19 protein-coding genes are annotated in these 18,085 nt (G+C 63.4%); 7 read left to right on the top strand and 12 right to left on the bottom strand.

What is annotated here, in order from left to right:
- Positions 1–141: 141 nt before the first annotated feature.
- From KFB96_RS14685 to KFB96_RS14635, 11 genes are all read right to left on the bottom strand, one after another.
- The gene (locus KFB96_RS14685) at positions 142–1,431 is read right to left on the bottom strand and encodes a site-specific integrase (RefSeq protein WP_213457740.1); all 1,290 of its coding nucleotides are present in this window, start codon (positions 1,429–1,431) and stop codon (positions 142–144) included.
- A 1,024-nt stretch (positions 1,432–2,455) separates the two neighbouring features.
- The gene (locus tag KFB96_RS14680) at positions 2,456–3,739 is read right to left on the bottom strand and encodes an IS701 family transposase (protein ID WP_213457741.1); all 1,284 of its coding nucleotides are present in this window, start codon (positions 3,737–3,739) and stop codon (positions 2,456–2,458) included.
- A gap of 167 nt (positions 3,740–3,906) precedes the next feature.
- Positions 3,907–4,437: a Druantia anti-phage system protein DruA gene (locus tag KFB96_RS14675; RefSeq protein ID WP_300970311.1), complete on the bottom strand. Its 531-nt coding sequence runs from the start codon at positions 4,435–4,437 to the stop codon at positions 3,907–3,909.
- Positions 4,438–4,632: 195 nt separating this feature from the next.
- Positions 4,633–5,295 (bottom strand): sulfotransferase family 2 domain-containing protein, encoded by a 663-nt coding sequence (locus tag KFB96_RS14670; protein WP_213457742.1) that lies wholly within the window; start codon positions 5,293–5,295, stop codon positions 4,633–4,635.
- Between the two features lie 153 nt (positions 5,296–5,448).
- Positions 5,449–6,363 (bottom strand): tyrosine recombinase XerC, encoded by a 915-nt coding sequence (xerC, locus tag KFB96_RS14665; RefSeq protein WP_213457743.1) that lies wholly within the window; start codon positions 6,361–6,363, stop codon positions 5,449–5,451.
- Positions 6,364–6,612: 249 nt separating this feature from the next.
- Positions 6,613–7,314: a DUF484 family protein gene (locus KFB96_RS14660; protein WP_213457744.1), complete on the bottom strand. Its 702-nt coding sequence runs from the start codon at positions 7,312–7,314 to the stop codon at positions 6,613–6,615.
- A gap of 103 nt (positions 7,315–7,417) precedes the next feature.
- A complete protein-coding gene (gene dapF / locus KFB96_RS14655; protein ID WP_213458224.1) occupies positions 7,418–8,248 on the bottom strand; it encodes a diaminopimelate epimerase in 831 nt (276 codons plus the stop codon).
- Between the two features lie 8 nt (positions 8,249–8,256).
- On the bottom strand, positions 8,257–8,928 hold the full coding sequence (locus KFB96_RS14650; protein ID WP_213457745.1) for a trans-aconitate 2-methyltransferase: 672 nt from the start codon (positions 8,926–8,928) through the stop codon (positions 8,257–8,259).
- Positions 8,925–10,175, bottom strand: a complete 1,251-nt coding sequence (lysA, locus tag KFB96_RS14645) for a diaminopimelate decarboxylase (protein WP_213457746.1) — start codon at positions 10,173–10,175, stop codon at positions 8,925–8,927. The genes KFB96_RS14650 and lysA overlap by 4 nt, the downstream gene beginning before the upstream one ends.
- Positions 10,176–10,223: 48 nt before the next feature.
- Complete coding sequence (locus tag KFB96_RS14640; protein ID WP_213457747.1) at positions 10,224–10,433, bottom strand: lipoprotein; 210 nt, start codon at positions 10,431–10,433, stop codon at positions 10,224–10,226.
- A gap of 313 nt (positions 10,434–10,746) precedes the next feature.
- Positions 10,747–11,601: an META domain-containing protein gene (locus KFB96_RS14635; RefSeq protein ID WP_213457748.1), complete on the bottom strand. Its 855-nt coding sequence runs from the start codon at positions 11,599–11,601 to the stop codon at positions 10,747–10,749.
- A 410-nt stretch (positions 11,602–12,011) separates the two neighbouring features.
- Here KFB96_RS14635 and KFB96_RS14630 point away from each other — a divergent pair, with 410 nt between their 5' ends.
- From KFB96_RS14630 to KFB96_RS14620, 3 genes are all read left to right on the top strand, one after another.
- A complete protein-coding gene (locus KFB96_RS14630; RefSeq protein ID WP_300970307.1) occupies positions 12,012–12,959 on the top strand; it encodes a TolC family protein in 948 nt (315 codons plus the stop codon).
- Positions 12,956–13,729 (top strand): efflux RND transporter periplasmic adaptor subunit, encoded by a 774-nt coding sequence (locus tag KFB96_RS14625; RefSeq protein WP_213457750.1) that lies wholly within the window; start codon positions 12,956–12,958, stop codon positions 13,727–13,729. Before KFB96_RS14630 ends, KFB96_RS14625 begins: the two co-directional genes overlap by 4 nt.
- An 87-nt stretch (positions 13,730–13,816) precedes the next feature.
- Positions 13,817–14,272 (top strand): hypothetical protein, encoded by a 456-nt coding sequence (locus tag KFB96_RS14620; protein ID WP_213457751.1) that lies wholly within the window; start codon positions 13,817–13,819, stop codon positions 14,270–14,272.
- A gap of 16 nt (positions 14,273–14,288) precedes the next feature.
- Here the strand turns inward: KFB96_RS14620 and KFB96_RS14615 are convergent, their stop codons facing one another.
- A complete protein-coding gene (locus tag KFB96_RS14615) occupies positions 14,289–15,158 on the bottom strand; it encodes an Rpn family recombination-promoting nuclease/putative transposase (RefSeq protein ID WP_213457752.1) in 870 nt (289 codons plus the stop codon).
- A 274-nt stretch (positions 15,159–15,432) separates the two neighbouring features.
- Between KFB96_RS14615 and KFB96_RS14610 the strand changes: the two genes are divergently transcribed.
- From KFB96_RS14610 to KFB96_RS14595, 4 genes are all read left to right on the top strand, one after another.
- Positions 15,433–16,416, top strand: coding sequence for a DUF4351 domain-containing protein (locus KFB96_RS14610; protein ID WP_213457753.1), 984 nt, complete (start codon positions 15,433–15,435; stop codon positions 16,414–16,416).
- 160 nt (positions 16,417–16,576) lie between these two features.
- Positions 16,577–16,822, top strand: a complete 246-nt coding sequence (locus KFB96_RS14605) for a type II toxin-antitoxin system ParD family antitoxin (RefSeq protein ID WP_213457754.1) — start codon at positions 16,577–16,579, stop codon at positions 16,820–16,822.
- A complete protein-coding gene (locus tag KFB96_RS14600; protein ID WP_213457755.1) occupies positions 16,815–17,420 on the top strand; it encodes a type II toxin-antitoxin system RelE/ParE family toxin in 606 nt (201 codons plus the stop codon). The genes KFB96_RS14605 and KFB96_RS14600 overlap by 8 nt, the downstream gene beginning before the upstream one ends.
- On the top strand, positions 17,417–17,725 hold the full coding sequence (locus KFB96_RS14595) for a helix-turn-helix domain-containing protein (RefSeq protein ID WP_213457756.1): 309 nt from the start codon (positions 17,417–17,419) through the stop codon (positions 17,723–17,725). Before KFB96_RS14600 ends, KFB96_RS14595 begins: the two co-directional genes overlap by 4 nt.
- Positions 17,726–18,085 lie beyond the last annotated feature (360 nt).

Genomic DNA, 18,085 nt, shown 5'->3' with positions numbered 1-18,085 from the left:
GTCGAGATGCTCCGTCACAGGCTGCGGAGCATTGGTATAGTATAACACAAAATCGGCGTCGTCAAGAATTTTACACAGGATGTTGCTCATCCCAAAGGCGACTCACCCGCGGAGTTCAGACGCGCCCGGTGACGCGGATTCTCAAGAAAAAGCCTCTGGAAACGTTGTAGCAACGTCCAGGGCGGGCGCTTTAACCTGAAGGGGCGCGACGTCGGGAGACTGGCTCGGGAGATTCGCCATATCGAGCGAGGTGAGATTATCGAGATGGACCGCCCAAGCTTCCAAGGCAGTTCGTTTCTCGGGCAGGTAGGAGTGTCTGTTGTACCGCGCAGTCACTGTGCGGTTCTTGTGGTTAAGAATGCGGCCGATCAAGTCGTCAGTGTAGCCAAGCGCACTGATATTTGTTGCCGCAGTACGACGCAGGTCGTGGCTGCTGAAGTGACCGCCCCCCGCTTTTTTGATTGCTCGATCAAGCGCGGTGCCAACGCTATCAATTCTAATCGGCTTGCGTTCCTCCTTCGATGAGTCGAGACCGGATCTCGGTGCCCGTGTGGACGCAAAAACGTAATCTGAACTCGCTGACAACACGCGCATCTTTTCTATTAAATCAACTGCTTTGTCAGGGAGCGGAACTAAGTGAACGGTTTCGTTTTTTGTCCTGTCCGGGGTCAGTGTCCATATCTTTTCCTCCAGATCGAGCTCATCCCAGCGCATGCCTAAAATCTCGCCTATTCGTTGAGCTAATAGCAATTCCAGTTTGAGCACACAATGGATTGCAGGCGATAGGTCGAAATCGTTCCAGAAAAGTTTAATCTCGGCGTTGGTCAGCACGCGATCCCTAGCGCGTTCCTTGGATGGCGCCTTTACGCCAGCACAGGGCGAAGTCTCGACCAGATCCTGCTCAATTCCCCAGGTGAAAAGGCGCCGAACGACTGAGAGCGTGCGATTGGCGGTAACGCTCGCGCCGCGATCAACAATCGCTTTCAGCATTTCTTGAACATCACGCCGCTTGATATCTTTAGCTTTGATTTGCTTCCAGCGTGGAAGGACATCGAATTTGAGTAGTCGGGAATCTTGATCTCCTGAGCGTTTGTGTGAGGCGTACTCCTTTAGATACCGATCGGACAGGTCGCCAAAGGTCAAGTCCTGTTCCGCCTGCCGCCGAGCTTCTGCTTTTTGTTGCTGAGGTTCTATGCCCTGCCTTACAAGCTTCCTCTGCTCTCTGTACTCGTCCCGCGCGTCGGCCAACGTGGTTGCAGTCAGGCTGATTCTTCCCTTTCGTCCGTTCAGGCGATATGCGTAAATGTAGGTTTTCTTGCCTGATGGATATACCCACACTCCGAACCCAGGATTGTCGGCGTCCATGACCTCGTATTTTTTAGCTTGGGGCTTGAGGTTCTTCACCATAATGGCGGTGATTTTTTGAGTCATAACAGTGGGACCTGAGGTGGGACTTATAACCCGCGATGCACCGCAATGACATGCGACGAGTTACAGCGAAGAAGATACTTAAGTATATGTATTATAGCTTAAAAATAAGATGTCTGCGACGGGTTTTTACTTTCTGCGATGCCAAACGTGAGAGACTGTTAATCACTAGGTCGGCGGTTCGAGCCCGTCCCAGGGAGCCAATAAAACAAGGGGTTACAGGTTTACGCCTGTGACCCCTTTCCTTTTTCAGCGTTTTCGTCCCCGTTCGGTCCCCGTTTCGTCAGCCCCTAGGTTGCCGGTTCACCGCGATCTCAAGCGAACATCCGCGTCCGAACGCTCGACAGTGCATCCTCTCGGGATCGCTTAGGCACCTCAGAGAAGCCGTACAAGACGCCTGACAGACCAGAAGATGCATGGGGCAACGATCCCCAAAACGTCTCTTCGCGGCCTACAACGCGCCTGATCGACCATGCAGGTTAGCTTGCCAAAACGGAACCAGTTGTAGTTCTACTTTGTTACTTTTCCCGCGGACCCGTGGCGCACAGCAGCCACGCCGAATGCAGGCGATAAGCGATTAATTATATTGAATCATATCGTTTTGTGGCAACAGAGGGATCGCTGAACCGAGGCGCGTTCGTGGTCGTCATGTCGTGGACCGTAGCACCGGGTTGACCGTCGGCGGCAGGCCGTCGGCGCTGACGAGACGGTCGCTCGCGCGCCGACCACCAAGGACGTTGGTTGCGCCGCATCGCGAGACGGCCCCGTCCACAATCACGCTGCGCCGAAGGCATGGAGCGCCCCCGAGGCGCGAACAGACCCCCTTGCGCATGCCCTGGTGTCGCTTTGTCGAGGTCCAGGGAAAACAACGGGCGGGCGCAGCGGTGCCGGCAGCGCCGATGCGCTGCATCGTCGCCTTTGAGCGTCGCGCCCGGAGGTCGCGTGATCAACCCGAGGTCGCCGTCGGGCAGCACGAGCGGGCACAACGCTCGGCGTCGTGGGCGGCGCGGCCGCGCGCCGGGCGAGGTTACTCCAGAAGCGCAAGGCCCGGCTTGGCGTACTGGGCGCGGATGCTGGCCAAGCGCTTCTTGTGGCGCTTTTCCATCTGCGCCAAGACATCTTCCTGCGTCACTGCGCGCCTTGGCAGGAACTGTTTCAAGAGCTCCTCAATGTCGGAGCAACTCAACAGCGGATGCACGTCTGCAGCACGTAGTCGCTCCTCCAACATGAACAGCATCGCCATCAACACCAAGGCCATGTGATGATGCCAGGCGCTCCATTTGCGCACCTGATAATCCGCCATGCCGCATTCGGATTTGCCATCCTGGAAGGCGCGCTCCACCCAATAGCGCTGCGCCTGCATCTCGGCCAATCGCTTCACCGGCGTTTCGGCCGGGGCATTCGACAAGGTGTATTTGATTTCCTCGGGGGCATTGATCTCACGGCGCACGATCAAGTGCCAACCATGCGCCGCGGTCTCCTCGTTATCCCATAACCAAACCCGTCGATGCAGCACCGCCACTTCCAGTTCTCCGCGCGTGCTGTCACGGACCTTGACCCGTTGCCAAGCCTCGGCGGGCTGCTCCGCTTGCCACTGATCAACCCGTATCGCCGCTGCGTTCGCCTCGAGCTTGGTTGGCGTGCGGCCACGCTGCCCTTTCTTCTGCTTGACCGTCGGCTTCGGATCTTCCAGGAAGATCAGCTGATTGCAATGCACATCGGCGACAAACACTTCCCCCATCGCCGCCAGGGCGCGGAGAAACGCCGGATCGTTGCCGTAAAACCCGTCGGCGCCAACCCGGGAAAACCGCACACCAATCCGGCGTTGATGCGCGACCATCGCCAACGCCAGCGCCACTTTCGTCTTAAAGACGCGGTCCTCCTCGGGAATACCGGCCTGCTCGCAGCGCGGCGCATCATCACACCATTTCTCCGGGAGATACAGGCGCTCATCGACCAACGTCACACGGCGATCACGACCCAATGCGGCAAATACCCCGACTTGGCAATTGTCCACCTTGCCCAGACGCCCACACCATTGCCGAGCGACGCCCACCGAATGCTTGCCCGACTTCTTGAAGCCGCTTTCATCGATCAACAGGCAACTATTCGGGTGCCCACCTAGCCATCGATCCGCCGCCAACGCCACCTGATCAATCACCGCTTGATGATCCCAAGGCGAGTCCGTGAGCATCTGCTGGAGCTGCTGTTCATCGGCATCCGGAACCCGCTCCTCCATACGCTCCATATTCTTCTTATTGGGATCGGCTTGTATCAGACCCCGTAAATAGTGGCCGACCGGCTCGATCACGCTGCGGGTTGCGCTCTGAAAATGCGTTTTGAAGCGCAGATGAAAGCGGGTAAAGCGCCCGGCAATACCATCAAGTGGATTTATAGGGGTATCAGTAGAAGAAAATCTGATTATGCATAGATAAATTCTCTTTATGATTGAGTTGTGGTGCTAATAGTATAATAACATCAGCTAGTTGCAGCTAGATCTAATCTAACGAAGTAGAAGTAGGTCAGCCCCTCGATTTGGTCGTCCCCCGGTGCCTCGGCGCGGATGGCCTGATTCACGATGCGGTGCAGCTCCTTCAGAAGCTCGGTGACGTCTGCGGTGTCTCGCCGCTCGGTGAGCTTCTTGTTGATGGCCTCGATGTTCCAGGCCGCCGCGCCGAAGCCGAGCGCGCCCAAGACACCGCCATCCCGGCGGATCAGATCGCGCAACTGCGCGCCGGACAACGGCGTATAGCCCAAATAATGCCAGCGTGCGATCAGGGCGTTCCACAACCGCGACTCCGCCGCGCCGACGACCGCTTCGAGACGCAGACCGGCCAGCGCCTGCACCGAACCGCTCAGCGTCACCGGCTCGGGCAGATCGTCACAGCGCGGCTGCAGCGCTTGGCCATTGCCGTTGCCGTTGCGCGGCGCCGGCAGCGCGATCAGCCCCGCACGGTGCAGGCGCAACAGCCCGACCCGGCAGCTCATCAGCTTCGGGCGTCCCTGCACATCGATCTTTTCCGTGCGGCCCCCCGGATTGGACGTCTGAGCGGTGAGGATGGGTTTCGCTGCGCTCTACCCATCCTACGTGTTTCGGTTGTTTTGAATCCTTCCGTATCGTCCTGGGCCGCGTCGGCGAGGAGCTCGCTGATGTTTGCGACGATGTTCCAATCGCGAGGCCGTACATAAGGCTCCGGACGCGGCCTAGTCCGGCTCGAATCGATAGCCGAGCAGCTCGACATCCGCGGCGAAGTGTTTCGCGACCAGCTCGGCGGTGGCATCCGTGTAATCACTCCGATAGTCCTTGCTCCGATCGGTCGCCTTGCGCGCATGCGGCAGTGCCGGCGCCGGGATCCCGATGCGCGCGCAGGCGATCGCGAAATCCTCGTGCAGACGCTCGTAGCGACCGATGAAATCGACGATCACGGCGCCATGCAGGTCGATGAGGTAATCGCTCTGCAGCTCGATGGAGGTGTCGACGTGATACTGGTAGGGCCGCTCGGGGTCGAGCTTCCAACGCAGGAAGGGCTCGAACTCGGTGTGGCCGCCGAGGTATTGCGGCCGTTCGCGCCGGATGTGGTGGAAGGAGCTGACCTGAAGGTCCCAGGGGTTGCGCACGAAGGCGAACTTGAACAGCCCGTCGAAGACCTCCTTGGGCAGCATCTCCTTTGCGGCGATCGCCTTGGCATGGCGGGGCAGCTTGGTGGCGATGCGGTGCCCGCTGAGATGGCTCAGTCGGCTGCACAGAAACATGGACCAGTACCAGGGGTCGCGCCAGCGCAGACCTTCCAAGGCGGCGCGCACGCTGGTTCCGCCGGTCTTGGCGATGTGCACGAAAAGAAATCGGTGTTTCGGGGAGAGCAGCATGATCTCGGATCAACCGTCGTCGATAAGCAGACCGGCAGGTCGGGTGAGGTCCGCGTGGCACGGCCTCATGATCTTGTCTCCGTGGCCCGGTGCGGGCCGTAACCCGACGGCGTTTGCGGCCGGATGAGAGGTTTCATGTCGGATGACGCTGCGCTAATCCGACGCAGGGGATTTCTTTTTGGCACGCGGGTGAGCCTGGTCGTAGACCTGCGCGAGATGCTGGAAGTCGAGATGGGTGTAGATCTGGGTGGTGCCGATATCGGCATGGCCGAGCAGCTCCTGCACCGCGCGCAGATCGCCCGATGACTCCAGCACATGGGTCGCGAAGCTGTGACGCAGCAGATGCGGATGCAGGTCGCGCGTGGCGCCTTGCACGCGGGCCCAGCGGGCGATGCGCACCTCGACCGTGCGCGGGTTGATCCGCGTCCCGCGGCTGCTCACGAAGAGCGCGGGCTCGCCGGCCGCGGCCAGGTTGGCGCGCACCCGCATCCAGCGTTGCACGGCCTCGCGGGCCTTGATGCCCACCGGCACGCGCCGGGTCTTGGAACCCTTGCCCAGCACGCCGAGCTCGCCCTCGGCCATGTCGATGTCGCCCAGGTTGACCGAGACCAGCTCGGCGAGCCGCAGGCCCGAGGAGTAGAACAGCTCGATCATGGCCTGATCGCGGATCGTGAGCAGATCATCGTCGGCCGGATGGTCCAGCAGGCTGCACAGCTGATCGGCGTCGAGTGTCCCCGGCAAGCGCCGCGGACTCTTGGGTGCCCTCACCCCGACCGCCGGATTGGATCCGGCCAGACCCTCGCGCAGCAGCCAGCGATAGAGACTGCGCAGGCTGGAGAGCTCGCGCTGCAGCGTCTTTCCGGAGGCCCCGCGACGGTGCCGCCAGGCGAGATATTGGCGCACGGCCTGCTCGTCGAGCTTCTCGATCGCGAGCGATTCGGTCTCGCTCAGCCAGGCATTCAGGCGCTCTAGATCGCGGCGGTAGGCGATTAGGGTCTGCTCGGACAACCGGCGCTCATGGGCGAGATGGCCGAGGAAGGATTCGATGAGGTCGGCCGATGTACTCATGTCGTTGGAGTGAGTAGTGAGTAGTGAGTGCTGATCCGAGCTTCGGCGGGGACGCGGTTTAAAACAATAAATTTTTTAAAATCTTAAACCGCGCCAGCTCCAGCTGTCGTCAAGTCTGCCGGGACCGATCCCATCCAAAAACATCGCATACCGCACCGGGCGCGGTTTAAATCGCGTCAGCTCCGACGTTCAAGGATCCGGCCGAGGCAGATCCAATCCAACAACGATGCACATGGCTACGGACGCGATTTAGGTCGTCTCGTCGCAGTGCCCCAACGGCACGACGCGCAGCTTCTGTCCGAGGATCTCGCCGAGCCGGTCGAGCAGCTCGGTGCCCATGTCCGGGCGAAAGCGCTCGCCGTCGTGGCTGCCGATCGCCAGCACGCCGGCATGTCCGTCCGCGCGGATCGGCACCAGGGCGGCGGATCGGATCTCGGCCCCCGTCGCGCCGAAGAGGATCTGTGCTTTCTCGCTGTTGAGCGGGCCGCACAAGGCATGGTGGCGATCGACGAAGTCGCGAAACGCCAGCGTCAGCGGATCTGCTCGGGTGCCGGTTTCGTTATCGGTCTTGAAGAGCTTGAGCGTCATCGCCTCGGCCGAGAACTCGGTCAGGAGGGCATCCTTGAGCAGAGCACAGATCTGCTGCGAATCCTGCGCGGCGATGAGCTTCAGGACCAAGTGGTGGAGCCGACCCGAGAGCGCCTCGTACTCGCGCGCCCGCGAGATGAGATGGGTGAGGCGGTGGTGCTCGGCCTCCAGCTGTTTGCGCAGGAGACGCACCTGCTGCTCGATCAGCGAGATCGCAGCGCCCGAATCGTGCGGGATCTCAAGTGCCGCCAGGAGCTTCGGGTTGCGGGCGAAGAAGGTCGGATCGCTCAGGAGAAAGTCGATGATCCTGGATTCGATCTCCGGGTCTTCGGTCGCGACGGGCGCGGGTTCGATGGGAGTCATGCGCGATACATCCCTACGGGGGTGACGTCGGGCCTCGCGATCTCGGCCCGACCTGCGGCGGTTTGTCGGGTGTCGTGGACGCGGTCGGTCCCGCCGAGGCTCCTCATAGCGCGATCTCGCCTTCGAAGACCTGCACGGCCGGCCCGGTCATCCACACGGATTCGCCGGGTGCGTTCCAGGCGATCAGAAGATCGCCGCCGGGCAGGCTGACCCGAACCCGCGCGTCCACCAGGTCGCATCGGCGGGCGTGGACCATGGCCGCGCAGGCGCCGGTGCCGCAGGCCAAGGTCTCGCCGGCGCCGCGCTCGTAGACGCGCAGGCGCAGATGATCGCGGGCGAGGATCTGCAGGAAGCCGACATTGACCCGTTGGGGAAAGCGCGGGTGGGCTTCGATCAAGGGGCCGAGGCGCACGACCGGAGCTGTGTCCAGGTCCTCGACCAGGATGACGGCGTGCGGGTTTCCCATCGAGACCGCGCCGATGACCAGCGCCTCGCCCGCGACATCCAGGTCATAGGTGAGCGCTTGCCGATCCGCCAGAAAGGGGATCCGCTCGGGCTCGAATTCGGGTGCGCCCATGTCGACACGGACCTGACCTGCGTCCTCCAGATAGAGCCGGATGGGACCGGCGGCCGTCCCGACCGGGATCTCGTCATGCTCGGTCAGGCCACGGTCGCGCACGAAGCGGGCAAAACACCGCGCACCGTTCCCGCATTGCTCCACCTCGGAGCCGTCGGCGTTGAAGATGCGGTAGTAAAATTCGGTGTCGGGCCGGCGCGGCGGCTCCACCAGCAGGATCTGATCGCAGCCGATCCCGAAGCGCCGGTCGGCAAGCCGGCGGGCGAGCGCGGGGTCGATCGCGATGGGGTGCTCGGTGGCATCCAGGACGACGAAGTCGTTGCCCAGGCCCTGCATCTTGCTGAAGGCGAGTCGCATCCCTTCGCTCACCCGGGCAGGCGCCCCGAGACGGCCAGATGGCGGTCGCTGACCACGCCGACCTCGAGCCCGTCGAGCCCCGCGGCGGCCAGTTGCTCGGCGACCTCCGCCGGCTCGAAGGCGGCGAAGAGCGAGTTGCGGAAGTCGTCGCGCAAGACCTTCGGCTCGCCGTCGGCATAGGTCGCCACCAGTGCCTCGACCCAACCGGCCGAGGCCGGGCGCATCAGGTCCATGATCAGCACCAAGGCGCCGGGCTTGCCGGTCTCGATCAGGGTCTGCCACAAGACCTGCGGGTCGTGCAGATGGTGCAGCAGGCTGTTGGAGATGATCAGGTCGTAGCCGCCGCGATCCAGGGCCGCGGAGGGGATCTGGTCGCGGATCAGTCGACACCGCTTGGCCACGCCGGGCAGCGCATCGAGCGCGGTTTGGGCGAGATCGAGCATGGGTTGCGAGCCGTCGAGCGCATCGCAGGTCGCCCGGGGCCAGGCGCGCAGGAAGCGGATGCTGATGTCCGCCGGTCCGCAGCCCAGATCAAGTGCGCGCGCGCCGTCGAGCGGACTCGGATCGAGCCGGCGCAGCAGCTCGATGAAGAGCGTGTTGGATTCGTTGAAATCCGCTTGGGCATAGGCGAGCGCTTGCTCGTCGCTGTCCATCAACTCGGGTTCGGGACGGCGTTTCATGACGGTAGAACGGACTCCCCGGCGAAGAGGCTCGCGACGGTCTCGCGCTCGCGCACGAGATGCACTTGATCGCCGTCGACCATGACCTCGGGCACGCGCGGGCGGCTGTTGTAGTTGGAGCTCATGGTGAAGCCGTAGGCGCCCGATCCGCGCACGGCGAGCAGGTCGCCCTCGCTCAAGGCGAGCTGGCGGCCCTTGCCGAGGAAGTCGCCGGTCTCGCAGACCGGGCCGACCAGGTCATAGCGGGCGGGCTCGGCGTCCGTGTTGTACATCACCGGCACGATGTCCTGAACGGCCTGATAGAGCGCGGGGCGCACCAGGTCGTTCATGGCCGCGTCCAGGATCGCGAAGCGGCGCTGGCCGTTGTGCTTGAGATATTCCACGCGGGTCAGCAGGACGCCGGCATTGCCGGCGATGGCGCGGCCGGGCTCCAGCATGATCTCGTAGGGACGATCGCCGAGCAGGTAGCTCATGGCCGCGGCATAGGCGGCGGGCTCCGGGGGATGCTCTTCGGTGTAGCGGATGCCGAGTCCGCCGCCGATGTCCAGATGCGCGATCGGGATGCCGATCTCGCCGAGACGCTCGGCCAGGGTCAGCACGCGCCCGAGCGCGTCGATGAAGGGGGCCAGATCCGTGAGCTGGGAGCCGATATGACAGTCGATGCCGGTCACGCGCAGGTTCGGCAGCGCTGCGGCCCGGACATAGACCTCCTCGGCCGCGTGAATATCGATCCCGAACTTGTTCTCCTTCAGGCCGGTAGCGATATAGGGATGGGTCTGGGCATCGACGTCGGGATTCACACGCAGCGATACTGGCGCGATCATACCCATCTCGCCGGCGATCCGATCGAGCCGGACCAGCTCGGACTCGGACTCGACGTTGAAGCAGCGAATCCCGACCTCCAAGGCAAAGCGGATCTCGTCCTCGCGCTTGCCGACCCCGGAGAAGATGACCTTGGCCGGGTCGCCCCCGGCGGCGAGCACGCGCTCGAGCTCGCCGAGCGAGACGATGTCGAAACCCGAGCCCAGGCGCGCCAAGACATTGAGCACCGCCAGATTGGAGTTGGCCTTGACGGCAAAGCAGACCAGATGCGGATGGTCGCGGAAGGCGCGGTCGAAGGCGCGCCAATGGCGTTCCAGCGTCGCACGGGAATAGACATAACAGGGCGTACCGAAACGCGCGGCGATGTCGGCGAGCGGGACATCCTCGGCGTAGAGGACATCGTCGCGATAGTTGAAGTGATCCATGCGGTCTCGGGAGGCTCTCGGCTATAGATAGGATTGGGGGTGATTCGGCTAGGGTCTGTCGGGCGGTGCCGCCGATTCGGGAGGCGCAACGGGTGCGCTCGGGACATCCGAGCCGATCTCGGCTGCGGGCGCCGGCACCACGACGACCGGCGGCTCGGGTAGATAGAGCGGACCCTTCTGACCGCAGGCACCGATCATACTCGCGATGCCGAGCACCGTGACGAGGAGGTAGAAGGCTGTTCTGGCCCAGCAGTGCATGCGTGCCTCGTGTGGGTCGGTCCCATGACGATCGGGAGTATAACCGGACTTGATCTTGGTCGGGCGGCTCCCGCGGGAGCCGCCCGACATGAAGGGGATGTAGGGGCGACTTCAGTCGCCCTTGATGTTGGTCGGGCCATGTAGGGGCGACTTTAGTCGCCCCGTCGTCCCCCACAGCCGCCCTGCAGGAACGGGACGATTTCCGAACGAGCCGACGGTTGGTTGTGCCTCGCACGGCTCGACACAATGGCCCCGGGGCGACTGAAGTCGCCCCTTACACGCCCCTACACGCACCCTACAGCCCCAATAGGACTCAACGCCCCTCGGTCGCCTGCGCCGCCTCGGGAACAACCCGGAAACGCGCGGCGGTCGCGCCGTCCTCGGTCGTCAGCCAGAGCTGCTCGCCCTCGATACGGTAGCCGCGCACCGTCCCGAGCGCCGCGGCATAGGCCGCCGCCTGCTCGGCGACCGCCTGCGGACCCCGGCAGGCCATGCGGGTGGTGGCGATGGGCCCGATCACGAGCCGACCCTCGTCCAATGTGTAACCGCTCATGTAACGGTTGCAGCCGTCGGAGCCGGAGAGGGTGCCTTCCGCGGTCAAGGCCAGGGTGATCTCGGTGCCCTTCACCGTCGAGACCAGCGCCTCCTTGCCGTTGTTGTAGGTGTCCAGGTGCCAGGTGACGCCGACCAACGGGGTTTCGGCCAGCGTTTCGAGCAGGATCAAAACGGCGCCTTCGGCATCGAGTAGCTCCAACGTCTGGCCGGCCTGTCGATAGCCGGCCACGGCGGCGAGATGCGCCGTGATCGCCTGCTCCAAGGCCATCAAGGATTCCTCGCAGGCCATCATGGTCATGGCCATGCGCGGGTCGATCGTCAGGCGGTCGCCCTCGAGGGTGTAGCCGCCCGAGAAGCTGTTGCAACCCACGTTGCCCGAAACGCGACCCTCGCCGAAGGCAAGTTGCGGCGGCAGCTCGCGGGGCTCGATGGAGACGAGATCGGACCCGGCATCGGCCGCGGCGTCGGAGCGATAGGCGAGGATCCTCCACGGCGTCGCGTCGATGGCGGGCACGGTCGTCGCGGCGCCGTCCACGGGCGGCGCGTCGGTCGCAAAGGATGGCGCGACCATGCTGATCAGGCCGAGAAGGACCAGGGTTCGAAGGGCTGACATGCGCAAAATCCTCTTGAATACCGGTGGGTTGTGTTGATGGTCCAGATGTCGACACAGGGAGCGCGAAGCGCCGCGCGCCGACATGGCGCATTCCCCGTCGATCTGCCGGGAGCGGCGTCACGCCGGCAGTGTACCCCCACCCGAAACACCTGCCGAGCCGTCGCCCGGACACCTCGAGGAAAACCCGAGCGAATCGCTTGAGCCGCGACCCGGAATCGGCTTAATCTCCGGGTTCGCCGGATCGGGCTCACGGATGCCGGCTCATGAACCCCGCCCTGCGAGGGCAAGCCGGCAACACGATGTGCGAGGTGGATCCAATCCATGACAGGGCCAACGTCCGAGATGCCGACACGCACGGATCCACACCCATGAGGACCGCGGCGCGCCGGTGTGCGCTCGGATGCCGAATCGTGGTCCTGCTCGCCGGAGCCGTCTTTTGCGCCTCGGCGGCGGCGATCTCCGACCCGCTCGGCTTGGAGGAGGCGCTGGAGGCCGCGCCCGGTCACCCGCGGGTTGCGGCCTCGCCCGAGATCGCCGGCCTCCTGCCGCGCCGCCAATCGCTCTACCTGGACTGCCAGCGGCTGGCCTTTCGCAGCTCGAGCGTCGCCGACCCCGAGCGGAACCGTCCGCTCGAACCCCTGATCAGCGCCCTGGACGCGCAACGCCTGGAGATCATGGAGCGCTTCTTCGACGTGCTCCTCGCCGATCTGAGCTTCTCCACCGAGAGCGAGGCCATGGCGGTCGCCTACATCCAGTTCGACCGCGCCTCCGTGCGCAACGAGCTCGGCCAGATTTCGCCGCTGCGCGTGCTGGAGCTGGAGTCGGTCTATCAGGAGATCCTGCACCGTCGGGCCGCAAGCGAGATCAGCCAGCAGTTGACGCGCGCACTGCTCGCACAGGCGCTCGGCAATCCGGCCGATCTGCCGAGCAACCTGCTGCAGCCCACACTCTCGATGCCGCCCGACCCTCCGCCGACCCTGGACGCCGTCCTCGCGCAGGCCGTCGAGACCCCGATCGTGCGCGACTTGATGGCCGGCCGCTCGCAGGCCGACCGGGATCTCATCCAGATGGAGGTCCGCCAGCAGGCGCTCGAGCTGCTGCTGCGTCTGCGCGCACTGATCGCGGCGGAGCGCAACCTGCGCATCGAGTTGGCCTGGCGCGACCTGAAGCTCGACGAGAGTCGAACACTCTACGAGCAGGAGGTGACCGCCGATCTGGGTTACTCCATGAGTCAACAGACCCAGACCCGGCAGCAGAGCCAGCGGGTGAGCTTCTGCCGCGCACTCGTATGGGCGGAGCTCGAGGCACTTGTCGGACAGCCTCTCGCCGAAGCGGTAGACGGAGATCAAGATCAATGAAGAAACCGGCGTGGATCGTCGCCCTCGGCGTGCTCATGCTCGCCACGGAGGCCTTTGCGGCCGAGGAGCTTAAGGGCTGGCTCGAATGGGTGCATGAGGTCGAAATGCGCGTGCTCGAGAACGGCGTGGTCGACGAGGTCCTTGTCAGCGCCGGTCAGCATGTCGTGAAAGGCGATCTCCTCTTGAGGATGGATCAGCGCGAGGCCCGAGCCAGGCTCCTGGAGGCCAAGGCGCGCGTCGCCCGAGCGCGCGTCGAGGTGGAAAAGGCCGGGCGCGATCTCGTGCGCAGCCAAGAGCTGTTCGATCGCGGCTTGATCGCCATCGAAGAGCTCAAGGACGCCGAGCTCGAGCAGCTCGCCGCCACGGCGGAGGAGGAAGCCGCGAAGGCGGCCGAGGCCTCGGCCGAAGTCGCACTCGAGCACACCGAGCTGCGGGCCCCCTTCGACGGGATCGTGGTCTCGCGCAAGGTCTGGAACGGGGCGGTGATCTACAAGACCATCCAGCAGGAGCCGCTGATCGTGGTCGCGCCGGACGATCAAATGCTCGCCCGCGCCTTGGTGACCGCCGGGACGCTGCGGCGCGTCAAGCCGGGCCAGCCGGCACGCATCAAGATCGACGGGGCGATGCGCGACGGGCGTGTCTACAGCCTCGGGGTCCAGGCCGTGCGCGTGGAGCTCGAAGGCGCCGTCTACTACCTCGACATCATCTTCGACCGCCGCCCCAACGAGCTGCTGCGGCCTTCCGAGACCGTGCAGATCGTTTTGCCCTGAGCATGTCTTTCTGAACACCGAGCTGCGCAAGATCGTGCGCGATGCCGAGTCGGGCAAGCGCATTGCCGATTCATCTACAATTATCGGTTGTACGATCGCTACTCCCGTCCGATCGCGAGCCTGGCGGTCTTGGCGGATCTAGACGCCGGCTGGAAGCCGGATAGATTCGATCTGGAGCAGCTCGGCTGCACGCATCGGTTTCGGTTTCCGGTGGTCAAGCTGCTGGACTATGCCGACCGACTCGCGGCGTTGGAAACGGATGCGAATCCGTTTGCCCTGATCACCGCCGCGCATCTCTACACGGCGCGGACACGGCATGACCCGCAGGCGCGCTATGGTTTCAAGTGCAGCCTGGTGCGCCTGCTGTATCGACACGCCCGGGAGCGCCGGCGGATCCTCGATCTGTTCGCCGTCATCGACTGGATGATGCGGCTGCCGGATGCGCTGGAGCAGGCGCTGTGGAACGAGATTCAATCGATTGAAGGAGTCGCTGCTTCGGGTACGTCCAAGATTGGGTGGAGAAGAAGATTCGGCGCCATTTGATGCGCGCGCGTCAGCGTCAGCGCTTCGCCTGCTGGTCCAGCAGTGCCTTGAGGCGGGCGATCTCGGCGAGGGCGGATTCCTTGTCTTGGAGCGCGGCTTCCTTGTCTTGGAGCGCAGCCTCCTTGGCTTGGCGCTCGGCCTCCGCCGCTTGGAGCGCGGCCTGCTCGGCGGCGCGCCGCTCTTCGAGCTCGTAGGCGACGGCGCGCTGCATGCGCAGGGCCTCTTGGCGCGACTGATACCTGTGGTAGTCGCGCTCCTTCTCGGAAAAGGCGTTCAAGGTGCTCATCGCGGACCTCATGATGGGGGGTTGCATCCAGGCGGGGAGTCGGGTCGGATCCAGGGTCTCCCCGTCCTTGAGAAATTTCAACCAGCGTTCGGCATCGCTTTGGACCGGCTCGACAGCGAATTTACTCAGTTCATAGACGCGGATGCTACCGTGATCGACGAGCGAACGACCGCGGTCGTCACGCCACCGGTAGCGGTGGGCGTACTCGGGCCGATCCCGGAACAAGGTCGCGTCGAGGATCCAGATGGCATAGACCGGCTGCAGCTCGCGATAGTCTGCGCCGCGTTGCAGTTGTTGGCTGAACAGATCCGCCCAGGCGTAGAGGATGCGCGGGGCGAGGTTGGCGAAGACCAGCAGCTGGATCTCGATCTGAAAGATTCGCCGCGCCGCGTCGCGGGCCTTTACGTCAACGACGGTCAGCTTGTCGTCGAGCGTCTCGCGCTCGTTGTAGGGGTTGAGGATGTCGACCGCGGTGATCGGTGCGGCGAGATCCTCCACAAGCAGCGCATTGAGAAAGTGGATCAACAGGTCGCGATGGTCGTCGGACCCGAACAGGGTCTTGAAGACGCAGTCGACCTTGGGATCGATGGGGCGGTGCATACGAAGAGTGTATTTCCTGGTCGCGGCGTTGGCAAGGTGCTCGCCGAGCCCGGGAGCGGGCTCGATGCGCGACAGCACCCGATGCCGGAGGGTATCGCATTCGGGACCGATTGATTGTCTCGGTCAGGGTCACCCGAGGAGCGCATTCAGCGTCACGTCACGCAATCATGCCGTGGGGAAGTGTAAGATTTGACGTGTTGCTGCCCCGTTCGGTGCCGTTTAGGTCGTTTCGTGTATGCTTCGGCCGACCCTAAGTCCCGCACCCGGAGGACCGATGAGCACGGCCGCAGCGCGCGACGATTTCGACAATCCCTGGAAGGAGATGCTCGAGCACGCCTTCCCGGAACTGATGGCCTTCTACTTCCCCGATGCGCATGCCCGCATCGACTGGAGCCGCGAGCACGTTTTTCTGAACACCGAGCTGCGCAAGATCGTGCGCGATGCCGAGTCGGGCAAGCGCATTGCCGATGCCCTGGTGCGGGTCACTCTGCTCGACGGCACCGAGCAATGGGTATATCTCCATCTCGAAGTCCAAGGGCAGCATGATTCCGACTTTGCGCAGCGGATGTTCATCTACAATTATCGGTTGTACGATCGCTACTCCCGTCCGATCGCGAGCCTGGCGGTCTTGGCGGATCTAGACGCCGGCTGGAAGCCGGATAGATTCGATCTGGAGCAGCTCGGCTGTTCGCATCGGTTTCGGTTTCCGGTGGTCAAGCTGCTGGACTATGCCGACCGACTCGCGGCGTTGGAAACGGATGCGAATCCGTTCGCCCTGATCACCGCCGCGCATCTCTACACGGCGCGGACACGGCATGACCCGAAGGCGCGCTATGGTTTCAAGCGCCGCCTGGTGCGATTGCTCTATCGGCACGGTTGGGACCGCCAACGGATCCTCGATCTGTTCGCCGTCATCGACTGGATGATGCGGCTGCCGGATGCGCTGGAGCAGGCGCTGTGGAAAGAGATTCAATCGATTGAAGGAGAACGCAAGATGGCGTATGTGACCAGTGTCGAGCGTCTCGCGGTTCAGCGCGGGCTACAGGAAGGGGAGGCGAAGGGCCGCGTCGAGGGTGAGGCGAGGGGCGAGGTGAAGGGCCGCGTCGAACTCCTTGCGCGCTTACTCACGAAGCGTTTCGGCCCGCTATCGCCCGAGATCCAGGCGCGGCTCACGCAGGCCACCAGCGATCAATTGGAGCGCTGGGGCGAGCGTCTTCTCGACGCCGACTCCCTTGAAGGCGTGTTCGACGACCATTGACCTCACACGCGCAGGGCAGCAACCCGTCACCACCGCGGCCGCTCCGGCCGCGCCAACGCCTGATCAAACACCGGTCGTCGCATGCGGGCGGCCTTAAGGTGCTGAATGGAAAGACTCCAATGGCCCCCGGTGCCATCCTAGTCGAACGGAGGTGCGAACGATGCCTGAGATGAACCTGTCCTTGCTCGATGCGATGCGGCGCTGGGTCGACGCGCAGGTCGCAAGCGGACGCTACTCCGACCCGAGCGATTACCTCAAAGAACTGATTCGCCGTGATCGAGAGCTTCAGGAGCGGCGCGAGGCGCTGGGCCGAGCCCTTGATGAAGGTGAAGCAAGCGGCATCTCCGAGCGTTCGCTCGCCCGGGTATGGGCCGACGTAAAGGCGCGCCACGGCGTCGATGCTTGAGCTGTCCGAGGCCGCGGCCCGGGACATCGAGGATATCCTCGACCAGTCGATCGTCGATTTCGGAGTACATCAGACGGAACGATACTTCGAATCGCTCGGCCGCTGCCTCGAGCTGCCGAGCACCAATCCTCGGATGGGGGCATCGGCCGAGGAGATTCGCCCCGGCTACCGGCGATTCACCCACAATGCCCATGTGATCTTCTACCGCCAAGCGGTCGAGGGCATCCTCGTTGTTCGGTTGCTCGGGATGAGTCCTAGGTCATTGCCGAAATTACGGGATCCCCGTATATTGCAGCGTATGCTCACCGTGATCGAAACACCGACTTTTCAAAAGCTTGCCGACGTCGTCTGGTCGGAAGATGAGCGCTTGGAATTCGTCACATGGCTGTCCCGGAATCCGCTCGCGGGTGACGTCATTCCCGGCGCCAAGGGTGCACGCAAGGTGCGATGGAACTGCTCGGGGCAGGGTAAACGCAGCGGCGCGCGGATTATCTACTTTAGCTTGTCGGCAGAAGGCGTGCTGTATCTGATCACCCTCTATCGCAAGTCCGAGCAGGCCAACATCAAGTCCGACGCCATCAAGAGGGCCATCGAATGAACATTGACAGGATTGCCAGAGCCATCGAGGCGGATGCCGGGGAAGAGATCCCAGGGCTGCGTGAGGGGCTGGCGGACATGCAAGCCGAGCGCGTCGGACGACGCTATACGCCCGAGCAGCTGCTGGTTCGCTCCGCGCGCACCAGGCTCGGGCTGTCACAGCAGGCGTTTGCCGATCTGATCCGCACGCCGGTCGCTACGCTGCGCGACTGGGAGCAGGGGCGCTTCACTCCCCCCGGGGCGGCATTGCGGCTGATGGAGATCGCGGTGAAGCATCCTGAGGTGGTGCGAGAGGAGGCGGCGTGAGGCTGAGCGCGGACGCCCTCGGGAAGTGTCTACCTGATTAGGAAGAATCTTCCGCCAGGCTCACGGAATGAGCCACCGATCGGTGCAGACTGCTCCCTGATCCACCATCCGACGGAGCCCGCTATGGCCATGAATTGAAGCCTGTGGTTTCTGCTGCCCCAACGGGGCTCACCACGCGACTTGGGCGAAAGTCCGACAGGCTGCTAGAACACGCGGCCTTGCCAGGCCGCACTGCCCCTGGTATTCCCTGTGGTATTCCTTGGTATTCACGCTTGAGATCCCGCGTCCCACCTGGCAACGGGGATTCTATCGTAAGAAAATGGGGCGGGAGTCGTTATGAACTCCAGCCCCTGAGCAGAC

This window comes from Thiocapsa sp., assembly GCF_018399035.1.
Taxonomy (GTDB): domain Bacteria; phylum Pseudomonadota; class Gammaproteobacteria; order Chromatiales; family Chromatiaceae; genus Thiocapsa.
The sequence above is the reverse complement of the archived record's forward strand: the minus strand, read 5'-3'. Positions and strand labels throughout refer to the sequence as shown.